General features: G+C 68.7%; 22 protein-coding genes. 15 read left to right on the forward strand and 7 right to left on the reverse strand.

Translation table 11 applies throughout. From position 1 onward, the window contains the following. Nucleotide 1: 1 nt before the first annotated feature. The 11 genes from ACG02S_RS05605 (at nucleotide 2) to tolA (ending at nucleotide 10,229) form a co-directional block, all read left to right on the forward strand. Nucleotides 2-1,342 carry a prepilin-type N-terminal cleavage/methylation domain-containing protein gene (locus ACG02S_RS05605; protein ID WP_394469460.1) on the forward strand — a complete coding sequence of 447 codons (1,341 nt, stop codon included), beginning with the start codon at nucleotides 2-4 and terminating at the stop codon, nucleotides 1,340-1,342. A gap of 629 nt (nucleotides 1,343-1,971) precedes the next feature. Beyond that, nucleotides 1,972-3,339, forward strand: a complete 1,368-nt coding sequence (ltrA, locus tag ACG02S_RS05610) for a group II intron reverse transcriptase/maturase (RefSeq protein WP_394469461.1) — start codon at nucleotides 1,972-1,974, stop codon at nucleotides 3,337-3,339. A gap of 118 nt (nucleotides 3,340-3,457) precedes the next feature. Then, entirely contained in the window at nucleotides 3,458-4,489 is a 1,032-nt protein-coding gene (ribD, locus tag ACG02S_RS05615) for a bifunctional diaminohydroxyphosphoribosylaminopyrimidine deaminase/5-amino-6-(5-phosphoribosylamino)uracil reductase RibD (RefSeq protein ID WP_394469462.1), read from the forward strand. Between the two features lie 24 nt (nucleotides 4,490-4,513). Beyond that, nucleotides 4,514-5,611, forward strand: coding sequence for a bifunctional 3,4-dihydroxy-2-butanone-4-phosphate synthase/GTP cyclohydrolase II (gene ribBA, locus ACG02S_RS05620; RefSeq protein ID WP_394469463.1), 1,098 nt, complete (start codon nucleotides 4,514-4,516; stop codon nucleotides 5,609-5,611). Nucleotides 5,612-5,621: 10 nt separating this feature from the next. Further along, nucleotides 5,622-6,095 carry a 6,7-dimethyl-8-ribityllumazine synthase gene (gene ribH / locus ACG02S_RS05625; RefSeq protein ID WP_394469464.1) on the forward strand — a complete coding sequence of 158 codons (474 nt, stop codon included), beginning with the start codon at nucleotides 5,622-5,624 and terminating at the stop codon, nucleotides 6,093-6,095. After that, nucleotides 6,092-6,583, forward strand: a complete 492-nt coding sequence (gene nusB, locus ACG02S_RS05630) for a transcription antitermination factor NusB (RefSeq protein ID WP_394469465.1) — start codon at nucleotides 6,092-6,094, stop codon at nucleotides 6,581-6,583. Before ribH ends, nusB begins: the two co-directional genes overlap by 4 nt. Then, entirely contained in the window at nucleotides 6,583-7,761 is a 1,179-nt protein-coding gene (locus ACG02S_RS05635) for a pyridoxal phosphate-dependent aminotransferase (RefSeq protein WP_394469466.1), read from the forward strand. Before nusB ends, ACG02S_RS05635 begins: the two co-directional genes overlap by 1 nt. Continuing rightward, nucleotides 7,758-8,234, forward strand: a complete 477-nt coding sequence (gene ybgC, locus ACG02S_RS05640) for a tol-pal system-associated acyl-CoA thioesterase (RefSeq protein ID WP_394469467.1) — start codon at nucleotides 7,758-7,760, stop codon at nucleotides 8,232-8,234. The genes ACG02S_RS05635 and ybgC overlap by 4 nt, the downstream gene beginning before the upstream one ends. Further along, nucleotides 8,231-8,908 carry a protein TolQ gene (gene tolQ, locus ACG02S_RS05645; RefSeq protein ID WP_394469468.1) on the forward strand — a complete coding sequence of 226 codons (678 nt, stop codon included), beginning with the start codon at nucleotides 8,231-8,233 and terminating at the stop codon, nucleotides 8,906-8,908. Before ybgC ends, tolQ begins: the two co-directional genes overlap by 4 nt. After that, entirely contained in the window at nucleotides 8,908-9,345 is a 438-nt protein-coding gene (gene tolR, locus ACG02S_RS05650) for a protein TolR (protein ID WP_394469469.1), read from the forward strand. The genes tolQ and tolR overlap by 1 nt, the downstream gene beginning before the upstream one ends. After that, on the forward strand, nucleotides 9,345-10,229 hold the full coding sequence (tolA, locus tag ACG02S_RS05655) for a cell envelope integrity protein TolA (RefSeq protein WP_394469470.1): 885 nt from the start codon (nucleotides 9,345-9,347) through the stop codon (nucleotides 10,227-10,229). The genes tolR and tolA overlap by 1 nt, the downstream gene beginning before the upstream one ends. Here the strand turns inward: tolA and ACG02S_RS05660 are convergent. From ACG02S_RS05660 to ACG02S_RS05675, 4 genes are read right to left on the reverse strand one after another with little or no spacing between them, the layout of a single operon-like run. Then, nucleotides 10,213-10,695 (reverse strand): DoxX family protein, encoded by a 483-nt coding sequence (locus tag ACG02S_RS05660; RefSeq protein ID WP_394469471.1) that lies wholly within the window; start codon nucleotides 10,693-10,695, stop codon nucleotides 10,213-10,215. The genes tolA and ACG02S_RS05660 overlap by 17 nt on opposite strands. After that, entirely contained in the window at nucleotides 10,692-11,396 is a 705-nt protein-coding gene (locus ACG02S_RS05665) for an HvfC/BufC family peptide modification chaperone (RefSeq protein WP_394469472.1), read from the reverse strand. Before ACG02S_RS05665 ends, ACG02S_RS05660 begins: the two co-directional genes overlap by 4 nt. Beyond that, on the reverse strand, nucleotides 11,393-12,226 hold the full coding sequence (gene bufB / locus ACG02S_RS05670; RefSeq protein WP_394469473.1) for an MNIO family bufferin maturase: 834 nt from the start codon (nucleotides 12,224-12,226) through the stop codon (nucleotides 11,393-11,395). The genes ACG02S_RS05665 and bufB overlap by 4 nt, the downstream gene beginning before the upstream one ends. A gap of 7 nt (nucleotides 12,227-12,233) precedes the next feature. Further along, complete coding sequence (locus ACG02S_RS05675) at nucleotides 12,234-12,503, reverse strand: BufA1 family periplasmic bufferin-type metallophore (protein ID WP_394469474.1); 270 nt, start codon at nucleotides 12,501-12,503, stop codon at nucleotides 12,234-12,236. An 88-nt stretch (nucleotides 12,504-12,591) separates the two neighbouring features. On the opposite strand from ACG02S_RS05675, the gene ACG02S_RS05680 reads away from it, so the two are divergent. Both ACG02S_RS05680 and ACG02S_RS05685 read left to right on the forward strand, forming a co-directional pair. Further along, entirely contained in the window at nucleotides 12,592-13,173 is a 582-nt protein-coding gene (locus tag ACG02S_RS05680; RefSeq protein WP_394469475.1) for a sigma-70 family RNA polymerase sigma factor, read from the forward strand. Further along, on the forward strand, nucleotides 13,170-13,364 hold the full coding sequence (locus tag ACG02S_RS05685) for an anti-sigma factor family protein (RefSeq protein ID WP_394469476.1): 195 nt from the start codon (nucleotides 13,170-13,172) through the stop codon (nucleotides 13,362-13,364). The genes ACG02S_RS05680 and ACG02S_RS05685 overlap by 4 nt, the downstream gene beginning before the upstream one ends. 4 nt (nucleotides 13,365-13,368) lie before the next feature. Here ACG02S_RS05685 and ACG02S_RS05690 read toward each other — a convergent pair whose 3' ends face one another. The 3 genes from ACG02S_RS05690 to ACG02S_RS05700 form a co-directional block, all read right to left on the reverse strand. Continuing rightward, on the reverse strand, nucleotides 13,369-13,578 hold the full coding sequence (locus tag ACG02S_RS05690; protein ID WP_394469477.1) for a DUF4287 domain-containing protein: 210 nt from the start codon (nucleotides 13,576-13,578) through the stop codon (nucleotides 13,369-13,371). Nucleotides 13,579-13,643: 65 nt separating this feature from the next. After that, on the reverse strand, nucleotides 13,644-14,294 hold the full coding sequence (locus ACG02S_RS05695) for a CatA-like O-acetyltransferase (protein ID WP_394469478.1): 651 nt from the start codon (nucleotides 14,292-14,294) through the stop codon (nucleotides 13,644-13,646). Nucleotides 14,295-14,328: 34 nt separating this feature from the next. Continuing rightward, nucleotides 14,329-15,345, reverse strand: a complete 1,017-nt coding sequence (locus ACG02S_RS05700) for a zinc-binding alcohol dehydrogenase family protein (RefSeq protein ID WP_394469479.1) — start codon at nucleotides 15,343-15,345, stop codon at nucleotides 14,329-14,331. Nucleotides 15,346-15,448: 103 nt separating this feature from the next. On the opposite strand from ACG02S_RS05700, the gene ACG02S_RS05705 reads away from it, so the two are divergent. Then, complete coding sequence (locus tag ACG02S_RS05705) at nucleotides 15,449-16,381, forward strand: LysR family transcriptional regulator (RefSeq protein WP_394470145.1); 933 nt, start codon at nucleotides 15,449-15,451, stop codon at nucleotides 16,379-16,381. Between the two features lie 139 nt (nucleotides 16,382-16,520). After that, on the forward strand, nucleotides 16,521-17,213 hold the full coding sequence (locus ACG02S_RS05710; protein WP_394469480.1) for a hypothetical protein: 693 nt from the start codon (nucleotides 16,521-16,523) through the stop codon (nucleotides 17,211-17,213). Nucleotides 17,214-17,246 lie beyond the last annotated feature (33 nt).

Below are 17,246 nucleotides of genomic sequence, written 5' to 3' on the forward strand. Positions count from 1 at the left end.
CATGAAGCAAGCCTCCATTCCCGGCCGGCAGCAAGCCCGTCGCCAATACGGCGTGACGCTGATCGAGGCGCTGGTCGCGCTGATGGTGATGAGCTTCGGCATGGTGGCGCTGATGGAGCTGATGGGCAACCTGCGCCGCAGCGGCGATCTGGGCAAGCAGCGCAGCGAGGCCATGCGGCTGGCCCAGGCCGAGATGGCCAAACTGCGTTCTTTCTCGCTGATCAAGAAGCCGGAGGGCAGCGCGGAGCGTGACTACGTCAAGGACATCATCAGCATCGACGCCCCCCCTGTCACACCCGCAGATTCCAACGCCACCTACACGGTGAGCCGCTCCGTCACGACCTTGGACCCGGATGCCGACGAACCGCGCGCCAAGTCCATCGATGTCATGGTCACCTGGAATGATCGCTCGACCCGCCAGAACGGCGATCAGCAGGATGCACCGCAAACCGTGGTGCTGAGCTCCATCATCTCGCGCACCGACCCCGCCTTTGCCGGCGCCCTTTCCATAGCACCGCCGCCTGGTGGGGGGCGTCAGCCGGCAGGTCGCCACCCCGTCATCCCGGCGGCCGCCCAAGACCTGGGCAACAAGACCAGCGCTTACCGGCCGAGCAGCCTGGGCAGTGTGGTCTGGGTCTTCAACAATGCAACCGGTGTCGTTGTCGGCAAATGCGCCATCCCGGCCGGCACGGCAGTCACGGCGCTGACGCCCGCAGACGTCGAGAGCTGCAAGAACAACACCGTGGGCTACCTGATCAGTGGCATCGTGCGCTTCTCTTACGTGACGCCGCCCAACCCCACCCTGCCGGAGGGCTTGGCGATCAAGCTGGGGTTGGAGTTCACCGGCGGCGCCTATCAGACCCCGGAGCTGGATTCGCGCGGCCGACCCAGGACGGACGCGCAAGGCAATTACGTGATGAAGACCGTCACGGCGACGCCACCCGGCAACTACGAATGCTTCAACGACTCGATCAACTCGACGAGCGGCACGCAGCCCTTCGTCAGCTACGACTGCGTGGTCTACCTCGATACCGGCAAGAGCACCTGGTCAGGCAAGTTGGCGTTGAACGGCTTCAACATCGGCACGACGGATGTTGACTACCGTGTCTGCCGCTACAGCGCCGACTACAACGGCAACAAGAGCATCTATGTCAGCAATTCGGTGGCTGCGTACGACAACCAGGAGCACCCTGCCGTTTACGTCGACGTGACCGGCTCTTTGACGCGCCAGAACTTCCTGGTCATCAAGGGGAGGTCCAGTTGCCCGGCTGCGCCGGCTGTCAATCCGACGGCGGGCGTCTTCGCCGACTACAGCACCCAGCAATTACAGCCCGCCCCCTGAGCGTGGCTGAGCTGGCTGTTGGCTGCCCATAGACTGGGCACATGGTGCGTCAAGAAGCAAAGGCTCGGCCGAACCCTCCGGGGCGAGGAGGAGTTGCTGCATGCTGCGCATGTCCAACGGGTGAGAGTCCCGTCCCGGTAGGCGTCGGAGCGCCGGGTAGCAGACCCCAGGTTGTGGAGGGAGACCTCTCAGCCCGAGCGGGGTGTCAAGAGCCCGTGAGGCGGCGCGAGCCGCGCAGCGGGGAGCAAGCACGCGGGCCGCAACATGAAGTGAAGCCTGCAGCCTCGTCAAAGTTACAACCCGCAGGCCGAGCCGCTCATGTCACGGCGAAGGCAACATCCCTGGCGCTTGAACCGGAGCGCGCCGGGGACTGCGGCGGGGTAGAGGGCGCAGCACGTGTGCAAGGACATGAACGGAACGTGAGAGGCCCGTCTGCGCAGCCCTTGTCGGGGCGAGCGCGCTCGTATAAGCCCAAGGCGAAGTCGAGGCGTGTGCAGCGGGAGTCCGAGGGGATCGTAGTACTGGACGATGGCGCGCAAGCGCCATCGACGAAGGCCGTGCGGCATAACGTGGCTGGAGGGAAGGGTCCCTGCGGTGGTCATGCTGATGGAGCGGGTAAGCGCGAGGGAATGGCCGGCGAGACCGGATCTAACAACCCCGTCGACCTTGAGTCGAGCGACAAAGTGCGACAACTGCAAAGGCAGCTCTGGGCCGCAGCCAAGCGGGCGCCGGGAAGGCGCTTCCATGCGTTGTACGACCATATGTGCAGGGCTGACATCCTGCACGAGGCGTGGAAGCGCGTGCGCCGCAACAAGGGCGCAGCGGGCGCTGATCGGGTGACGATCAGCGAGGTCGAGCAGCACGGAGTCCGGCGCTTCTTAGAAGAGCTGGGTGAGGTGCTGCGCGCAGGCGAGTACGGGGCGCAGGTCGTGCGGCGCACCTACATCCCCAAGGCAGATGGGAGGAAGCGGCCACTGGGCATCCCGACGGTGCGAGACCGGGTGGTGCAGATGGCGGCCAAGCTGGTGCTGGAGCCGATCTTCGAGGCGGACTTCAAGCCGTGCTCGTATGGGTTCCGGCCCGGACGCAGTGCAACGATGGCGCTGGAAGAACTCAGGAAGCTGGGTGCCAAAGGCGTGGATCACGTGCTGGACGCCGACATCGAGAACTACTTCGGCAACATCGAACACAACAAACTGCTGGTGCTGTTTGGCCAGCGGGTGAGTGACCGGCGGATGCTCAAGCTGGTGAGGCAGTGGTTGCAGGCGGGCGTGATGGAGGATGGCGTGGTGAGCCACCCGGTGGCGGGAACGCCTCAGGGCGGCGTGATCTCGCCGCTGTTGTCCAACATCTACCTGGACGTGCTGGACCGGGTATGGGAGCGGCATTGCGCCCATCTCGGAACGCTGGTGCGGTATGCGGATGATTTCGTTGCGATGTGCGGCACGGCACAGGACTGCGAAGAGGCGCAACACCGCATCGAGCACGTGTTGGGCCGACTGGGGCTGACATTGCACCCACAGAAGACGCGATGCGTGGTGCTGACGCAAGGTCAGGAGGGCTTCGACTTCCTGGGCTGCCATCTGCACAAACGCATGAGCGGCCGACTGTGGCAGCAAAAGGGCCTCAAGCGGTACTACCTGCAGCGCTGGCCAAGCCAGAAGGCCATGAAGCGAGTGCGAGAGCGGGTGCCGGAGTTGACACCGCGGACGTGGTGCCATCGGGATGTGCGCAGCGTCATTGCCGAGCTCAATCCGGTGCTACGGGGATGGGGGCAGTACTTCCGAACCGGCAACGCGGCCGATCCCTTCGGCGACGTGGACGACTACGTCATCCACCGGCTGCGCAAGTTACGTGTCGCACGAGCGGGACGCCACCTGCGAGGGGGTCAAACCCAACGCTGGAACCGTGACTACTTCGAAAGCCTTGGACTGCATCGCCTGCGCGGGACGATCCGCTACCCGGGCAACCCTCCCGTCAAAGGGAGGCCCGCGTAATGCTGCGTGCTGACAGACCACTGGTAAGCCGTGCGCGGGAAATCCGCATGCACGGTTTGAACGGGGGTGATGGCTCTGTTTTAGACCTACTGGCCTGAGAAGGGGCCAACATCTACCAATGCACTTCGTCGATTCTCGTGTCGCGCTGCGGCACGCGCTGTCTGTTGCCGAGCAAGCCGTCGGCCTGACAGACCCCAACCCGCGCGTCGGCTGCGTCATCCTGGCGGCAGACGGCCGGCAACTGGGCGCAGGACACACGCAGCCCGCCGGCCAGGCACACGCCGAGGTGATGGCGCTGCGCGATGCGCAGGCACAGGGACATGACGTGCGTGGCGCGACCGCCATCGTCACGCTGGAGCCCTGCTCTCACTACGGCCGCACGCCGCCCTGCTGTGACGCGCTCATCAAGGCGGGCATCGCGCGCGTGGTCGTCGCCGTTCAGGACCCCAACCCGCAAGTGGCCGGCCAGGGCATTGCGCGGCTGCGCGCTGCAGGCATCGCCGTCGACCTGGCGGATGCCGACCTCGCCGACGCCGCCCGCGAATTGAACATCGGCTTCTTCTCGCGCATGCAGCGTGGCCAGCCTTTCGTGCGGCTGAAGTCTGCCGTCTCGCTGGACGGCCGCACCGCGCTGCCGGACGGACGAAGCCAGTGGATCACAGGCGACGCCGCCCGCGCGGACGGTCACGCCTGGCGCAAGCGCGCCGGCGCCGTGCTGACCGGCATCGGCACAGTGCTGGCAGACGACCCGCGCCTGGACGTGCGTCTCGTCCCCACGGCACGGCAGCCGCTGCGCCTGGTGCTGGACCCGCGAGGCCGCATGCCACCCGCCGCGCGCATCCTGCAGCCGCCCGGCGAGACCCGCGTCATCGGCGCCGGCCGTGCCAACCTGCCGGCGTTGCTGGCCGAACTGGGCGGCCAGGGCATCAATGAGCTGCATGTCGAGGCCGGTCCCACCCTGTCCGGCGCCTTCCTTGATGCCGGCCTCGTCGACGAGCTGCTGATCTACCAGGCACCGCTGTTGATCGGGCACGGCAGGCCGCTCGCGGCACTGCAACCCCTCACCGGGCTCGACCAGGCGCAGCGCTGGCGCCTTGTGGAAGCCACACCGGTCGGCCCGGATCTTCGGCTTCGCCTGCGGCCAACCTAGGGTCGCCACCTACAATCGGCGGCTATGCCCATCTCCCCCATCCCCGAGCTGGTTGCCGAGCTGGCGGCCGGTCGCATGGTCATCCTCGTCGACGAGGAAGACCGTGAAAACGAAGGCGATCTCGTGCTGGCGGCCGACATGGTCACGCCCGAAGCCATCAACTTCATGGCCAAGCATGGCCGCGGCCTGATCTGCCTGACGCTGCCGCGCGAGCACTGCGAGCGCCTGCAACTGCCCCCGATGACGCGTCGCAACGGCACGCAGCATGGCACGGCCTTCACGGTGTCCATCGAGGCGGCCACCGGTGTCACGACCGGCATCTCAGCCGCCGACCGTGCCCGTACCGTGCAGGCCGCCGTCGCACCCGGCGCCACGGCGGGCGACCTCGTCCAGCCCGGTCACATCTTCCCGCTGCAGGCGCAGGACGGCGGCGTGCTGATGCGCGCCGGCCATACCGAGGCCGGTTGCGACCTGGCCCGCATGGCCGGTCTGTCGGCCACATCCGTAATCTGCGAGATCATGAAGGACGACGGCACCATGGCCCGGCTGCCGGACCTGGAGATCTTCGCCGCCGAGCATGGCATCAAGATCGGCACCATCGCCGACCTCATCGAGTACCGCAGCCGCAACGAGACGCTGATCACCCGCGTCAGTCAGCGCAAGCTGATGACCGCCCAAGGCGAATTCGACTGCCAGGTCTTCACCGACCGCACCGGCGCCACCCACCTGGCGCTGAGCCACGGCGCATGGGCCGACAGCGACGAAGTGCTCGTGCGCGTTCACGAGCCGCTGTCCGTCATGGACTTGCTGGAAGCCGGCTCCTGTGGCCATTCCTGGGGCCTGCCTGCGGCGCTGGCCACGCTGAAGGCCAGTGAAGCAGGCATTGCAGTGCTGCTGAACTGTGGAGACGACGCCGCCGGAGTGCTGGCACGCGCGAAGGCCGAGAAGCCTGCGCCCACGCCCAAGGGCGTGATGGACCTTCGCATCTATGGCGTCGGTGCACAGATTCTCAAGGCGTTGGGGGTGCACCGCATGAAGCTGCTGGGCAGCCCGCGCCGCATGCCCAGCATGACCGGTTATGGTCTGGAAGTGACGGGTTTCGTCGCTTCCCCCAACTGCTGAGGCATCCGCGATGCAAGATTCCGATCAAGGCCGGCCCGGCTTCGAGGGCGCTCTGGACGGCAGCGACCTGACCGTCGCCATCGTGCAGGCACGCTTCAACGACGCCATCACCGGTTCGCTGGCGAGCGCCTGCCTGGCCGAGCTGTCGGTGCTGGGCGTGCCGGCGCAGGCCATCCGCCACGTCACCGTGCCCGGCGCGCTGGAAGTGCCGCTGGTGTTGCAGGCGCTGGCCGAGAGCAATGACTACGACGCGCTGATCGCGCTGGGCTGCATCATCCGCGGCGAGACCTACCACTTCGAGCTGGTCGCCAACGAGAGCGGCTCAGCCGTGACCCGCGTCGGACTGGACCATGGCATTCCGATTGCCAATGCCATCCTGACCGTCGAGAACGAAGCCCAGGCCTGGGCCCGTGCCGAACCCAAGGGCCGCGACGCCGCCCGTGTCGCCGTCGAGATGGCCAACCTGCTGAGAGACATCGAGTGAACGCCCCGCAAAAGACCGCATCCAAGACGGCCACCAAGCCTGCCGGCAAGAAGCCGCCCGCCAAGTCGGCGCGCCGGCGCTCGCGCGAGGCTGCGCTGCAAGGCCTCTATCAGTGGCTGCTGACCGGTGAGGACATCGGCGCCATCGTCGCGCTGGGACGCGAGCAGGACGGCTACGCCAAGCTGGATCTGAAGCACTACGAAGCGCTGCTGGGCGGCTGCGTGCACGAGGCGGCCGACCTCGATGCCATCCTCGCCCGCCACGTGGACCGCAAGACCACCGAGCTGTCTCCCATCGAGCACGCCATCCTGATGATCGGCGCGTACGAGCTGAAGCACTGCCTCGACATCCCATACCGCGTCGCCATCAACGAGGCGGTCGAACTGGCCAAGTCCTTCGGTGGCACCGATGGGCACAAGTACGTGAACGGCGTGCTGGACCGTGCGGCCGGCGACCTGCGCCCTGTCGAGGTGGCGGCCAAGCGCTGATGAAACTGGCTGCGCGCGTCGACCGCATCGAGCCCTTCTATGTGATGGAGCTGGCCAAGGCCGCGGCGCAGGTCGCGGCCGGCCCGCTGTGCGACCCCGCGCTGGGTGGCCGACGCATGATCCGGCTGAACGTCGGCGAACCCGATTTCGGCGCTGCACCGGCAGTGCGCGACGCCCTTGGCCGCATCGCGCAGGGCCCCACACCCTACACGGACGCGCTTGGCCTGCCCGCGCTGCGTGAAGCGATTTCGCGCTGGTATGTGCAACGATTCGACCTGGCCATCGCGCCCGAGCGCATCGCCATCACCGCGGGCGCGTCAGCCGGCCTGCAACTCGCCTGCCTGGCGCTGTTTGAGCGCGGCGACGAGGTGCTGATGCCGGATCCGTGCTACCCCTGCAACCGCCACTTCGTCGCGGCGGCCGACGCCACACCGCGCCTGCTGCCCACCAGCGCCGGCGCGCGCTTCCAGCTCGACGCGGCGCAGGTGCGCGAGGCCTGGACGTCAGCCACCCGCGGCGTGCTGCTGGCGTCGCCGAGCAACCCCACCGGCACGTCCATCGCACCCGACGTGCTGGCAGACATCGCTGGCTTCGTGCGTGACGTTGGGGGCGTCACGGTGGTCGACGAGATCTACCTGCCGCTGAGCTACGACGAGAACTTCGGCGACACCGCGCTGAAGCTCGGCGACGACATCGTGTCCGTCAACAGCTTCTCGAAGTACTTCGGCATGACCGGCTGGCGGCTGGGCTGGCTGGTGCTGCCGCCAGCCCTGGTGACAGCCGTCGAGCGGCTGGCGCAGAACCTCTACATCTGCCCGCCCACGCTGTCCCAGATGGCGGCGCTGGCCTGCTTCGAGCCCGATTCCATCGCCGAGTTCGAGCGCCGCCGCGCGCTGCTGCGCGAACGCCGCGACTACATCGTCGCCGCGCTGAACGACCTGGGCCTGCACGTGCCCGTGCCGCCCGACGGCGCGTTCTACGCATGGATGGACATCAGCCAGCACCGCCCGGACTCCTGGGCCTTCGCGCAAGAGTTGCTGGACTGCGCACAGATCGCATTGACTCCCGGCCGCGACTTCGGTGCCACCGATCCACAGCGCTGGATGCGCCTGTCCTTCGCCTCGTCGATGGACGACCTGCAGGAAGCCGTTGCCCGCCTGCGTGAGGTGCTCGCATGACTCCCGTGCCCCCACGCTCGCTTCGCGCACTCCCCCCCGAGGGGGCTCCGACGCCTTCGGGCGGCAGCGCGGCGCCGGGCTTCGCGTGGCCCGTGCGCGTCTACTGGGAAGACACCGACGCCGGCGGCATTGTGTTCTACGCCAACTACCTGAAGTTCTTCGAGCGCGCCCGCACTGAATGGCTGCGTGCCGCGGGTGTGGAGCAGCACCAGTTGCGCGAGATCACCGGCACGATGTTCGTCGTGGCGGCCACCAGCCTGCGCTATCTTGCGCCCGCCCGGCTGGACGACCTGCTGACCATCACCGTGGAACCTGAACCGGCTGGCCGCGCCAGCCTCGTCGTGCGTCAACGCGCACTGCGGGGTGACACGTTGCTGGCCGAAGGCGAGATCCGCATCGGCTGCGTGCGCGCCGACGACCTGAAACCCCACCGCCTGCCCGACACCGTCGTTGCGGCGATCACCACGCCATGAACCAAGACCTGTCCATCGTCTCCCTGATCATGCACGCCAGCCTGGCGGTGCAGCTTGTCATCGCGGGCCTGCTGCTGGTGTCGCTGGCCAGCTGGAGCGTCATCTTCGGCAAGCTCATCGGGCTGAACCAGGTGAAGCGCCGCAACGACGCCTTCGAGGCCGAGTTCTGGAGCGGCAAGAACCTCAACGACCTGTACCAGGCCGTCGGCAACCGCACCGACGGCGCGCCGCTGGAGCGCATCTTCGCGTCGGGCATGCGCGAATTCATGAAGCTGCGCGAGAAGCGCGTGACCGACACCGGTGCGCTGCTGGACGCCGCCCGCCGCGCCATGCGCGCCAGCTTCCAGCGCGAGCTGGACGCGCTGGAGAGCAACCTGTCCTTCCTCGCATCAGTCGGTTCCGTGTCGCCGTATGTGGGCCTGTTCGGCACCATCTGGGGGATCATGCACGCCTTCGTGGGCCTGTCCAACCTGCAGCAGGTGACGCTGGCAACCGTCGCCCCCGGCATCGCCGAGGCCTTGGTCGCGACCGCCATCGGCCTGTTCGCGGCCATCCCCGCGGTGCTGGCCTACAACCGCTTCGCGCGCCAGATCGACCGCAGCGCCATCACGCTGGAGACCTTCATCGAGGAGTTCTCCAACATCCTGCAGCGCAACGCGACGAGCCAGCAGTAATGGCCGCCGTCAACTCGCGCGGCGGTGGCCGCAGGCGCCGCACCATGAACGAGATCAACATGGTGCCGTTCATCGACGTCATGCTGGTGCTGCTCATCATCTTCATGGTCAGCGCGCCGCTGATCACCACCGGCATGGTGGACCTGCCCAGCGTCGGCAAGAGCAAACAGCAGCCCGAGCACGTGATCCAGATCATCGTCGGCACGGACGAGAAGCTGAAGATCAAGATCGACCAGCTGGAGCCCGAGAGCATTCCGTCCAACCGCCTTGCCGAGCGCGTCAGGAAGGCGCAGGGTGCGGACGCGAACAACCCGGTCGTCATCTCTGCCGACAAGAACGTCAAGTACGAGGCCGTCGTGCAGGTCATGGACACCTTGCAGCGTGCCGGCATCCAGCGCGTCGGCCTGGCCGTGAAGAGCGGCGCATCGTCCAACTGATGGCTGCTGCGATCCTGCGTCCCCCTGAAGCTGCCGGCCTGGGCCGCGGATTCTCGTTCGCGCTGGTGGCCCATGCGCTGCTGGTACTGGCGCTGAGCTACGGCGTCAGCTGGCGCAGCGACTCGTCGCCGGCCTTCGAGGCCGAGCTGTGGTCATCTGTGCCCCAAGTGGCTGCGCCGCGCGAGGAGGCGCCGCCAGAGCCCGAGCCGGAGCCGGAACCCGAGCCGCCCCGCCCGGACCCGCAGGCCCAGCAGCGCGCCGCCGAAGCGGAAGCCGCCGAGCAGCGCGAGGCCGAGATCGCCATCGCCAAGGCGCGCAAGCAAAAGGAAGAGAAGGCGCGGCAGGTGCGCGAGCTGAAGGAAGCCAAGGAGGCCAAGGAGGCCAAGGAAGCCAAGCAGAAAGCCGACAAGGCGGAGAAGGCCGCGAAGGACAAGGCTGATAAAGACAAGCTGGCCAAGGACAAGGCGGCCAAGGATGCCAAGGCCGCGAAAGAGGCCAAGGAGGCCGACGCTCGCCGCGAAGCGCTGCGCCAGGACCAGCTGCGCCGCATCCAGGGCCTGGCCGGGGCCACCGGCGCGCCGGGTGCCACGGGCAATGCGATGCAGAACGCCGCGCCGTCGGCCGGTTATGCCGGGCGCATCAAGGCGCGCATCCGCCCGCTGATCATTTACGCCGACGACAGCGCCGCCAACCCGACGACCGAGGTGCGGGTGACGCTACTGCCCGACGGCACCATCAGCGGCACCAAGGTGCTCAAGCCCAGCGGCGATCCCGACTGGGACCGCGCCGTGCTGCGCGCCATCGAGAAGGCCGAACGCCTGCCGCGCGATGTCGACGGCCGCGTGCCGGCGGTCATCGACATGAACTTCAGACCACGCGAATAACGCGGTCCACCGACCAGCGCCCCGCCCCCCACAGCACGACCGCCAGCGCCAGCACACCCCACAGGGCGTGCTGGGCCTGAGCCGCCGGCGACAGGTCGTCGGCACTCAGCGACAGCACGGCCATCAGGTTCACGACGAACAGCCCCGCGCCCGCGAATCGCCCGGCCAGGCCCGCCACCAGCAGCACCGGCAACACCAGCTCACCTGCCGTGCCGAGGTAGGCGGCCGCGGTGGGCGGCAGCAGCGGCACCTGGTAGATGTCATTGAACAAGGCCAGGGTAGAGGACCAGTCGCGCAGCTTGGTCAGGCCGGACAGGAAGAACACCTGCGCCACATAAAGCCGCGCGCCCAGCAGCGCGAGCGACTGCAGCTGGCTGTTGACGACCGCCTGTGACGCCGTCAGCCGCGTGGGCGCCAGACCGGGGTCGGTGAAGGCGCGCAGCGCCAGCGAGACGATTGACTTCATGGTACGGAACTCCCTTCGATGTGAGGTGCAGCGCTGACCCCTTGCAGCCAGGCGTTCTGCAGCGCGGCCTGCAGCCACGCGCCGAAGTCGAAGTCGGACTCGGCGCCCGAACCTTTCACCTCAAGGGCGACCTGCAGCGCGGCGGCGAGAGACAAGCCGCCTAGCACCGCGCTCATGAACGCCGCATCGGCCGCCGTCAGCGCCTGAAAGCGGCCCCTCCAGTCCTCTCGCCAGACCAGCACGGCGCCCTCGCGCTGGGCCAGCAGCGTCACGCCTGGCCGCAGCTGCAGCCGCAAACCCTCCGGCGCCGTCGTGCCCAGCATGTTCAGCGACGGCGCGTCCAATTCGGCGTCGGCCGCCCGCTCGGCGAGGTGCAGGGCCCAGTCCAGCCGCGCGAGATCGGGCAGGCCAGAGTCCTCGCCCGCACGGTCGATCAGAAAGCACGCCAGCTCACCGCCCCACTCCGCGAGGTCGCCGCTGACGGGCGGATCCGCCCGCCAGAAGCTCCACGCCAGCAAGGAGAACTCGTGGTCACCCAGGGCGTCCTGCAGCCGCGTGAACGGCACGGCCAGTGCCTGGCGGGCCAGTGCCCGCAGGTTGTGGCGGTAGGCGGCCAGACCGCGCTCGCCGCCGACCACACCGGCAGGCGCTTCGCCGCGACCCAGCAGTGCGTCGACAAAGGCTTGTTGCTGCGCCTTCATCGCTGCAGCGCCCTCGCCCGCCCAGCCTCTGCCACCAACACGTCCAGTTCGGGCACAGCGGTGTCCCACTCAATCAGCGTGGGCACCGGGCCGAAGCGCTGCAGCGCATGGGCGTACACGCGCCAGACCTCGTCGCGCACGCGGCTGCCGTGGTCGTCCACGACCAGGCCGTCGTCTTGTTCGGCATGGCCGGCCAGGTGGATCTCGCCCACGCTGCCCGGCCGGATCGCGTCGACCCAACGCATGGCCTCACGCGCGGCCTCGTCGGGCGCATGGCCGGCGTTGCGCGCGTTGACGACCACGTTGTTGACGTCCAGCAGCAGGCCGCAGCCGCTGCGCCGCGTCAGCTCGTTGAAGAACTCGGGCTCAGCCAACGTATCGCCTGCCCAGCCCACGTAGGCGCTGATGTTCTCGACGAGCATCGTGCGGCCCAGCCGCTGCTGCACCTGGTCCACATGCCGGCACAGCAGCGCCAGCGATTCGTCCGTGAAGGGGATGGGCAGCAGGTCGGCCGCGTGCAGACCCGACCCCACGCGCGCGAAGCAGGCGTGGTCGGACACCCAGCGCGGCTGCACCCGGTCGACGAGGCGGGCAAGTTTGTCCAGGTGCCCCGCATCCAGCCCCACGGCCGAGCCCAGCGCTAGGCCCACGCCGTGCAGGCTCAGCTCGTAGGCTTCGCGGCCAGCGGCCAACACGGCCAGCGTGACGCCGCCGTCGGCGAAGAAATTCTCGGAATGGACTTCGATGAAGCCCAGCTCCGGCCTTTGATCGAGCAGAGCTTCATAGTGCGCATGGCGCCAGCCGATGCCGACGCAGGGGACTGACGCCATCGTTGACTTACTTTTTGGCCGGCGCCTTGGTCGAGCCACCTTCCTTCTCGCACGTGCCCTTGGCGACGTACTTCCATTCGTTGGGGTCCTTGTCGGTCTTGGCCTGGCCGGCGCACGAGTGGCTGCCATTGGCGGAGCCGCAGTCGTTCTGGCCGGCCTTGGCGATGCCGTAGCAGCGCTCCTTGGCAGCCTTGTCCTGCGCCTGGGCCTGGGCGACGAGGCCCAGCGACAGCGCGGCGGCCAGCGCGGACGAAACGACGGTGGTGGTGGTCTTCATGGGAACTCCTTGAGGATGAAAAGCGGCCGATGATGCGGCACGCCCATCATGTCGCAAGCGGCGGCAACATCCTTACACTGCGCCCGCCATGAGCCTCCCGCCCGACTTCAGCCGCCAGATCGAAGCCCTGCGTCCGGTGCTGCTGAAGTACGCGCGGCTGCAGCTGCGCAACGCCGCCTGGGCCGAGGATGCTGTCTCCGAGACGCTGATCGCCGCGCTCGAGAAGCCGCAGGCCTTTGAAGGCGGCAGCCAGCTCAAGACCTGGCTCATCGGCATCCTGAAACACAAGCTGGTGGACCAGATCCGCCGCAACAGCCGCGAGCTGTCGACCACGGCCAGCAGCGACGACGGCGAAGACCTCGACGACCTGCTGTTCGCCAGCGACGGCCACTGGCGCGACAGCCCGCACGACTGGGGCAACCCGGAGGACGCGCTACGCCAGGTCGATTTCATGAAAGTGCTGGAGGCCTGCGTCGAGAAGCTGCCGGGCCAGCAGGGCCGGCTGTTCATGATGCGCGAATGGCTGGAACTGGAGTCCGACGAGATCTGTAAGGAACTGTCCATCACGCCGACCAACCTGTGGGTCATGCTGCACCGTGCCCGGCTGCGGCTCAGGGAATGCCTGCAGCTCGGCTGGTTCGACGCGGCTCCGCCGGAGGGAAGAACGTGATCAAGCCCAAGATCAGCTGCCGCGAGGCGACGCGCATCCTGTTGCAGAACGAAGACCGCACCGTGCCGCTGGCGGAGCGCCTGGTCATGCGGCTGCACCAGCGCACCTGCAGCAACTGCCGGCGCTTCGCGCGTCAGGTGGACCTGATGCGCAAGGCCGGCGCGCGCTGGCGCCAGTACACGCAGGGTTAGGCCGCTACTTCCTCGCCTGGCACCACGCGACCAACGCGTTGGCGTGGCCGTGGCCCAGGCCGTGTTCGGTCTTCAGCAGCGCCACGAGTTCCATGTGCTTCAGCGGCCCGGCATCGGCGATGACTTGCTCCCAGTGCGCGATGGGCTGGCCGTAGGTCTTCTCGATAGACGGGAAGTACGACGCGGGACCTTTGACTTTGTCTTGCGGGGTCATAAACGGGGGGCAGCAGGGGTGGAAGCACTGACGACGAGCGATGCCGCGTGATTTCGACAACCGACCTAGATCGAGTCCAGCTGCGCCTGCAAGCGCTCGAAGAAACGCCCGACGTGCACGCCGTCGCACAGCGCGTGGTGCACGTCCACGGCCACTGGCATCAGCAGCCGTTCGCCCTGCGTCATGAAGCGCCCGAACGCGACCTTGGGCCGGTCGTCGCCCTGCCCTCGCGCATGCGTGAACGCCGTGAACGAGAACCACGGCAGCGCCGTCATGTGCACCAGCGTCTCCTCGCGCACGTCGCCCGGGTCGTCGGCAGCGAAAAGGTCGCCGCTGGCGCGCCGCACGCGTTCGAGGTTGGGCTTCGCACGTGCGGCGAACGCGGCCAGCGACCCATCGCGTGGCAGCGTCAGAAAACCGAAGCTGCCGTCGTCGCGTGGCACCGTCGTGCTGGCGTGGATGGTGGCGAACTCGCGCGCGCCGCTGCCGTCGGCCTTCAGCGTCTGGCGCATGCCGTCAACGGCGTTGGCAGCCTCCAGCGCGGCGTGGTGGTAGGCCAGCCACGGCGTTGCGCCGTGGGCGGCGGCGCGCTCGCGCAGGCCGGTCACGTCCACTGGTGCGGTGACGCTGAAGGCCGGCTGAGCCATGCGGCTGAAATGGGCCAGCGCGGCGCGGCGCGGCCAGGTGTTGAGGGGGATGTCCCGGTCGGCTTGCATGGGCCGCATGCTCGCACGCGCGCGCGGTCCGGACTCAGAACCCGCCGCTGAGCACGATCTTGCCGCGCATGCGGCCGCTCTCCACCAGCGCGTGCGCACGCCTCAAGTTGGCCGCGTTGATAGGGCTTAGCTGCTCGCTGACCGTGCTGCGCAGCCGGCCCGCGTCCACCAGCGTGGCGACGCGGGCCAGCAGTTCACCCTGCCGCGCGATGTCGGGCGTGCCGAACAGCGAGCGCGTGAACATCAGCTCCCAGTGCAGCGACAGGCTCTTGCGCTTCAGCGCCATCGCGTCTAGCGGGTGCGCGGGGTCGTCGATCAGCGCGATGCGGCCCTGCGGCGCGGCCACGTCGACCAGCGCGGCCCAGTGCTGGTCGGTCTGCGTCAGGCTGGCGATCAAGTCGACCTCGGCCACGCCGGCCGCGGTGAGTTGCGGGCGCAGCGGCTGGCTGTGGTCCACCACGACATGCGCGCCCAGCTCGCGCGCCCAGGCCTGCGTCTCGGGCCGGCTGGCGGTGCCGACGACGCGCAGCTTCGTGAGCTGGCGGGCCAGCTGCACGAGGATGGAGCCCACGCCGCCGGCTGCGCCCACGACCAGCAAGGTCTGGCCTTCGCCGCCGCCCTCGGGCACGCCCAGGCGATCGAACAGCAGCTCCCAGGCGGTGATGGCAGTCAGCGGCAGAGCCGCGGCGGGGCCGTCGTCCAGGCTGCTGGCCGCACGCGACGCGATGCGGTGGTCCACCAGCTGCAGTTCGGCGTTCGATCCCGGGCGGTTGATCGCGCCGGCGTACCAGACGCGATCGCCCACCGCGAAGCCCTGCACGGCGCTGCCGACGGCGTCGACGGTGCCGACCGCGTCCCAGCCCAGCACCTCGGGCTGGCCCGGCTGCGGCGCGCGGTTGCGGCGCACCTTGGTGTCCACCGGGTTGACCGACACCGCCGCGACCTGCACGCGCAGATCGTGCGGGCCGGGCGTGGGTACCGGAAGCTCCAGGTCCAGAAGAGAGTCCGGTTGGTCGATGGACTGGGATTGGAGGTAGCCAATGGCTTTCATGACGAGCGGTTTCGGGTGGGTGATGGAATGGCGGCATGATGCGCCGCCGAATTTCACGCACAAAGCCTAGGATCAGCGAATCACTTTCACTGAAAGCATGAAGATGGATCGACTGGCACCGCTGCAGCTGTTCGTCGCCGCTGCCGAGACCGGCAGTTTCTCGGCTGCCGCCCGCCGCCTGGACGTGGGCGCCGTGCAGGCCAGCGCGACCATCGCGCGGCTGGAGCGCGAGCTGGGCGTGCGGCTGTTTGAGCGCTCCACGCGCCGGCTGCGCCTGACCGACGCCGGCGAGCAGTGGCTGCCGCATGCGCGCAAGATGCTGGCTACCTGGGCTGACGGCCAGGCCGCGCTGAGCGACGCCGCCGGCGACGACCGGCCGCTGTCCGGCAGGCTGCGCGTCAGCCTGCCCAGCGACCTGGGCCGCCAGCACCTGTGGCGCTGGCTGGAGGAGGCCGCCGCCCGCGACGGGGCCTCGGGCAGCGGCGGGCTGCAACTGGAGCTGCGCATCAGCGACCGGCTGGCCGATCTGGTGCAGCAGCCGGTCGACTTCGCGGTTCGCTATGGCGAGCCGCCGGACTCCAGCCTCGTGGCGCTGCCGCTGGCGCCCGCCAACCGCCGCGTGCTGTGCGCCAGCCCGGCCTATATCGCCCGCCACGGGCAACCCGGCACTCCGGCGGAGCTGCGCGCGCACGACTGTCTGCGCTTCGTGCTGGACGACAGCCTGCATGGCCGCTGGCGCTTCACGTCGCCGTCGGGCGACGCGACCACCATCGAGGCCACGGGCAGCCGCATCGCCGACGACGGCGGGCTGGTGCGGCAGTGGGCGCTGGCAGGCCTGGGCATTGCCTACAAGAGCCGGCTGGACGTTGCCGACGACCTGGCTGCCGGCCGGCTGGTGGCGCTACTGCCCGGCTGGCTGGGCGAACCCGCACCGCTGCACTGGATGGCCGTGGGCCGGCACCGCCTGACGCCCGCGTTGCGGCGCCTGGCCGGCGCGCTGCGCGAGCGATGCGACTTGCTCTCAGGGGCGACCTGAGGGGGCGACCTGCGACGTGCAGATCGGTGCGCAGTTACACCCGCGCCTCATTTCACCCCGCAAACTTCACGAACGCGTGGGCACACCCCCATCCATCCAGCCGGACACGCTCCGAAGATGAACGCCAAGGAGTGCTGCCATGTCGCGTCGTCTGTTCTTTGCCTTCGCCCTGGTGGCGGCCGCGCTGTCACCCGCCGCCCGATCCGCCGACCTGACGCCGCTGGAGACGCGCTGGCTGCAGGGCGTCGCCCCGGTTGTCATGCATGCCCGTCAGGTGCTGGCGCTGCCGCTGGACGTGGTGGTGCAACCGCAAGACACGCCCGGCGCCGCGCCGCTGGCGCTGGGCTTCGTCGACGGCCGCTGCAAACTGGTGCTGTCGCTGCGCGGCAACCCCGAGGGCCAACGCCAACTGGACGCTGTGGAGCCGGCGTTGCTGGTCGCCTCGCTGGAGTTGATGGCCGCGCACGAGCTGGGCCACTGCCGCCGCTACCTGGACGGTGCGTGGTTCCGCATGCCGGCCGGCTTCAAGGCGGGCACCGCGCCCGCCGGCCTGGCGCCCGATCTGCGCCAGGCGTGGCTGGACATGCGCTCCACGCGCCGCGAGGAAGGCTATGGCGACCTCGTCGGCCTGGCCTGGACGCGCGAACACCACCCCGCGCTGTACACGCGCGTGCACGCATGGCTGGCGAAGGAACGCGCCGCGGAGCTGATTCCCGGCAGCCACCACGACACGCTGGACTGGCTGGTGCTCGCGAGCGCGCCCGAGTCACTTCACGGCCGGACGATCTTCGAAGCGGCGGATCGCCTGTGGCAGCACGGCCTGAAGGACTGAGGGACTGAAGGACCGAACCCGCGGCCATACTGC

The sequence above is a fragment of the Pelomonas dachongensis genome (assembly GCF_043555865.1).
GTDB classification, from domain to species: Bacteria; Pseudomonadota; Gammaproteobacteria; order Burkholderiales; family Burkholderiaceae_C; genus Pelomonas; species Pelomonas dachongensis.

Bases quoted from the DNA above. Each gene is read 5' to 3' on its own strand.
- ACG02S_RS05705 (WP_394470145.1), top strand. From the start codon at position 15,449: ATGGATCGACTGGCACCGCTGCAGCTGTTCGTCGCCGCTGCCGAGACC.
- tolR (WP_394469469.1), top strand. From the start codon at position 8,908: ATGGCCGCCGTCAACTCGCGCGGCGGTGGCCGCAGGCGCCGCACCATG.
- ltrA (WP_394469461.1), top strand. From the start codon at position 1,972: ATGGCCGGCGAGACCGGATCTAACAACCCCGTCGACCTTGAGTCGAGC.
- ribD (WP_394469462.1), top strand. From the start codon at position 3,458: ATGCACTTCGTCGATTCTCGTGTCGCGCTGCGGCACGCGCTGTCTGTT.
- ACG02S_RS05635 (WP_394469466.1), top strand. From the start codon at position 6,583: ATGAAACTGGCTGCGCGCGTCGACCGCATCGAGCCCTTCTATGTGATG.
- bufB (WP_394469473.1), bottom strand. From the start codon at position 12,226: ATGGCGTCAGTCCCCTGCGTCGGCATCGGCTGGCGCCATGCGCACTAT.
- ribBA (WP_394469463.1), top strand. From the start codon at position 4,514: ATGCCCATCTCCCCCATCCCCGAGCTGGTTGCCGAGCTGGCGGCCGGT.
- ACG02S_RS05695 (WP_394469478.1), bottom strand. From the start codon at position 14,294: ATGCAAGCCGACCGGGACATCCCCCTCAACACCTGGCCGCGCCGCGCC.
- ACG02S_RS05710 (WP_394469480.1), top strand. From the start codon at position 16,521: ATGTCGCGTCGTCTGTTCTTTGCCTTCGCCCTGGTGGCGGCCGCGCTG.
- ribH (WP_394469464.1), top strand. From the start codon at position 5,622: ATGCAAGATTCCGATCAAGGCCGGCCCGGCTTCGAGGGCGCTCTGGAC.
- ACG02S_RS05660 (WP_394469471.1), bottom strand. From the start codon at position 10,695: ATGAAGTCAATCGTCTCGCTGGCGCTGCGCGCCTTCACCGACCCCGGT.
- ybgC (WP_394469467.1), top strand. From the start codon at position 7,758: ATGACTCCCGTGCCCCCACGCTCGCTTCGCGCACTCCCCCCCGAGGGG.
- tolA (WP_394469470.1), top strand. From the start codon at position 9,345: ATGGCTGCTGCGATCCTGCGTCCCCCTGAAGCTGCCGGCCTGGGCCGC.
- ACG02S_RS05605 (WP_394469460.1), top strand. From the start codon at position 2: ATGAAGCAAGCCTCCATTCCCGGCCGGCAGCAAGCCCGTCGCCAATAC.
- tolQ (WP_394469468.1), top strand. From the start codon at position 8,231: ATGAACCAAGACCTGTCCATCGTCTCCCTGATCATGCACGCCAGCCTG.
- ACG02S_RS05690 (WP_394469477.1), bottom strand. From the start codon at position 13,578: ATGACCCCGCAAGACAAAGTCAAAGGTCCCGCGTCGTACTTCCCGTCT.
- ACG02S_RS05680 (WP_394469475.1), top strand. From the start codon at position 12,592: ATGAGCCTCCCGCCCGACTTCAGCCGCCAGATCGAAGCCCTGCGTCCG.
- ACG02S_RS05700 (WP_394469479.1), bottom strand. From the start codon at position 15,345: ATGAAAGCCATTGGCTACCTCCAATCCCAGTCCATCGACCAACCGGAC.
- ACG02S_RS05675 (WP_394469474.1), bottom strand. From the start codon at position 12,503: ATGAAGACCACCACCACCGTCGTTTCGTCCGCGCTGGCCGCCGCGCTG.
- ACG02S_RS05665 (WP_394469472.1), bottom strand. From the start codon at position 11,396: ATGAAGGCGCAGCAACAAGCCTTTGTCGACGCACTGCTGGGTCGCGGC.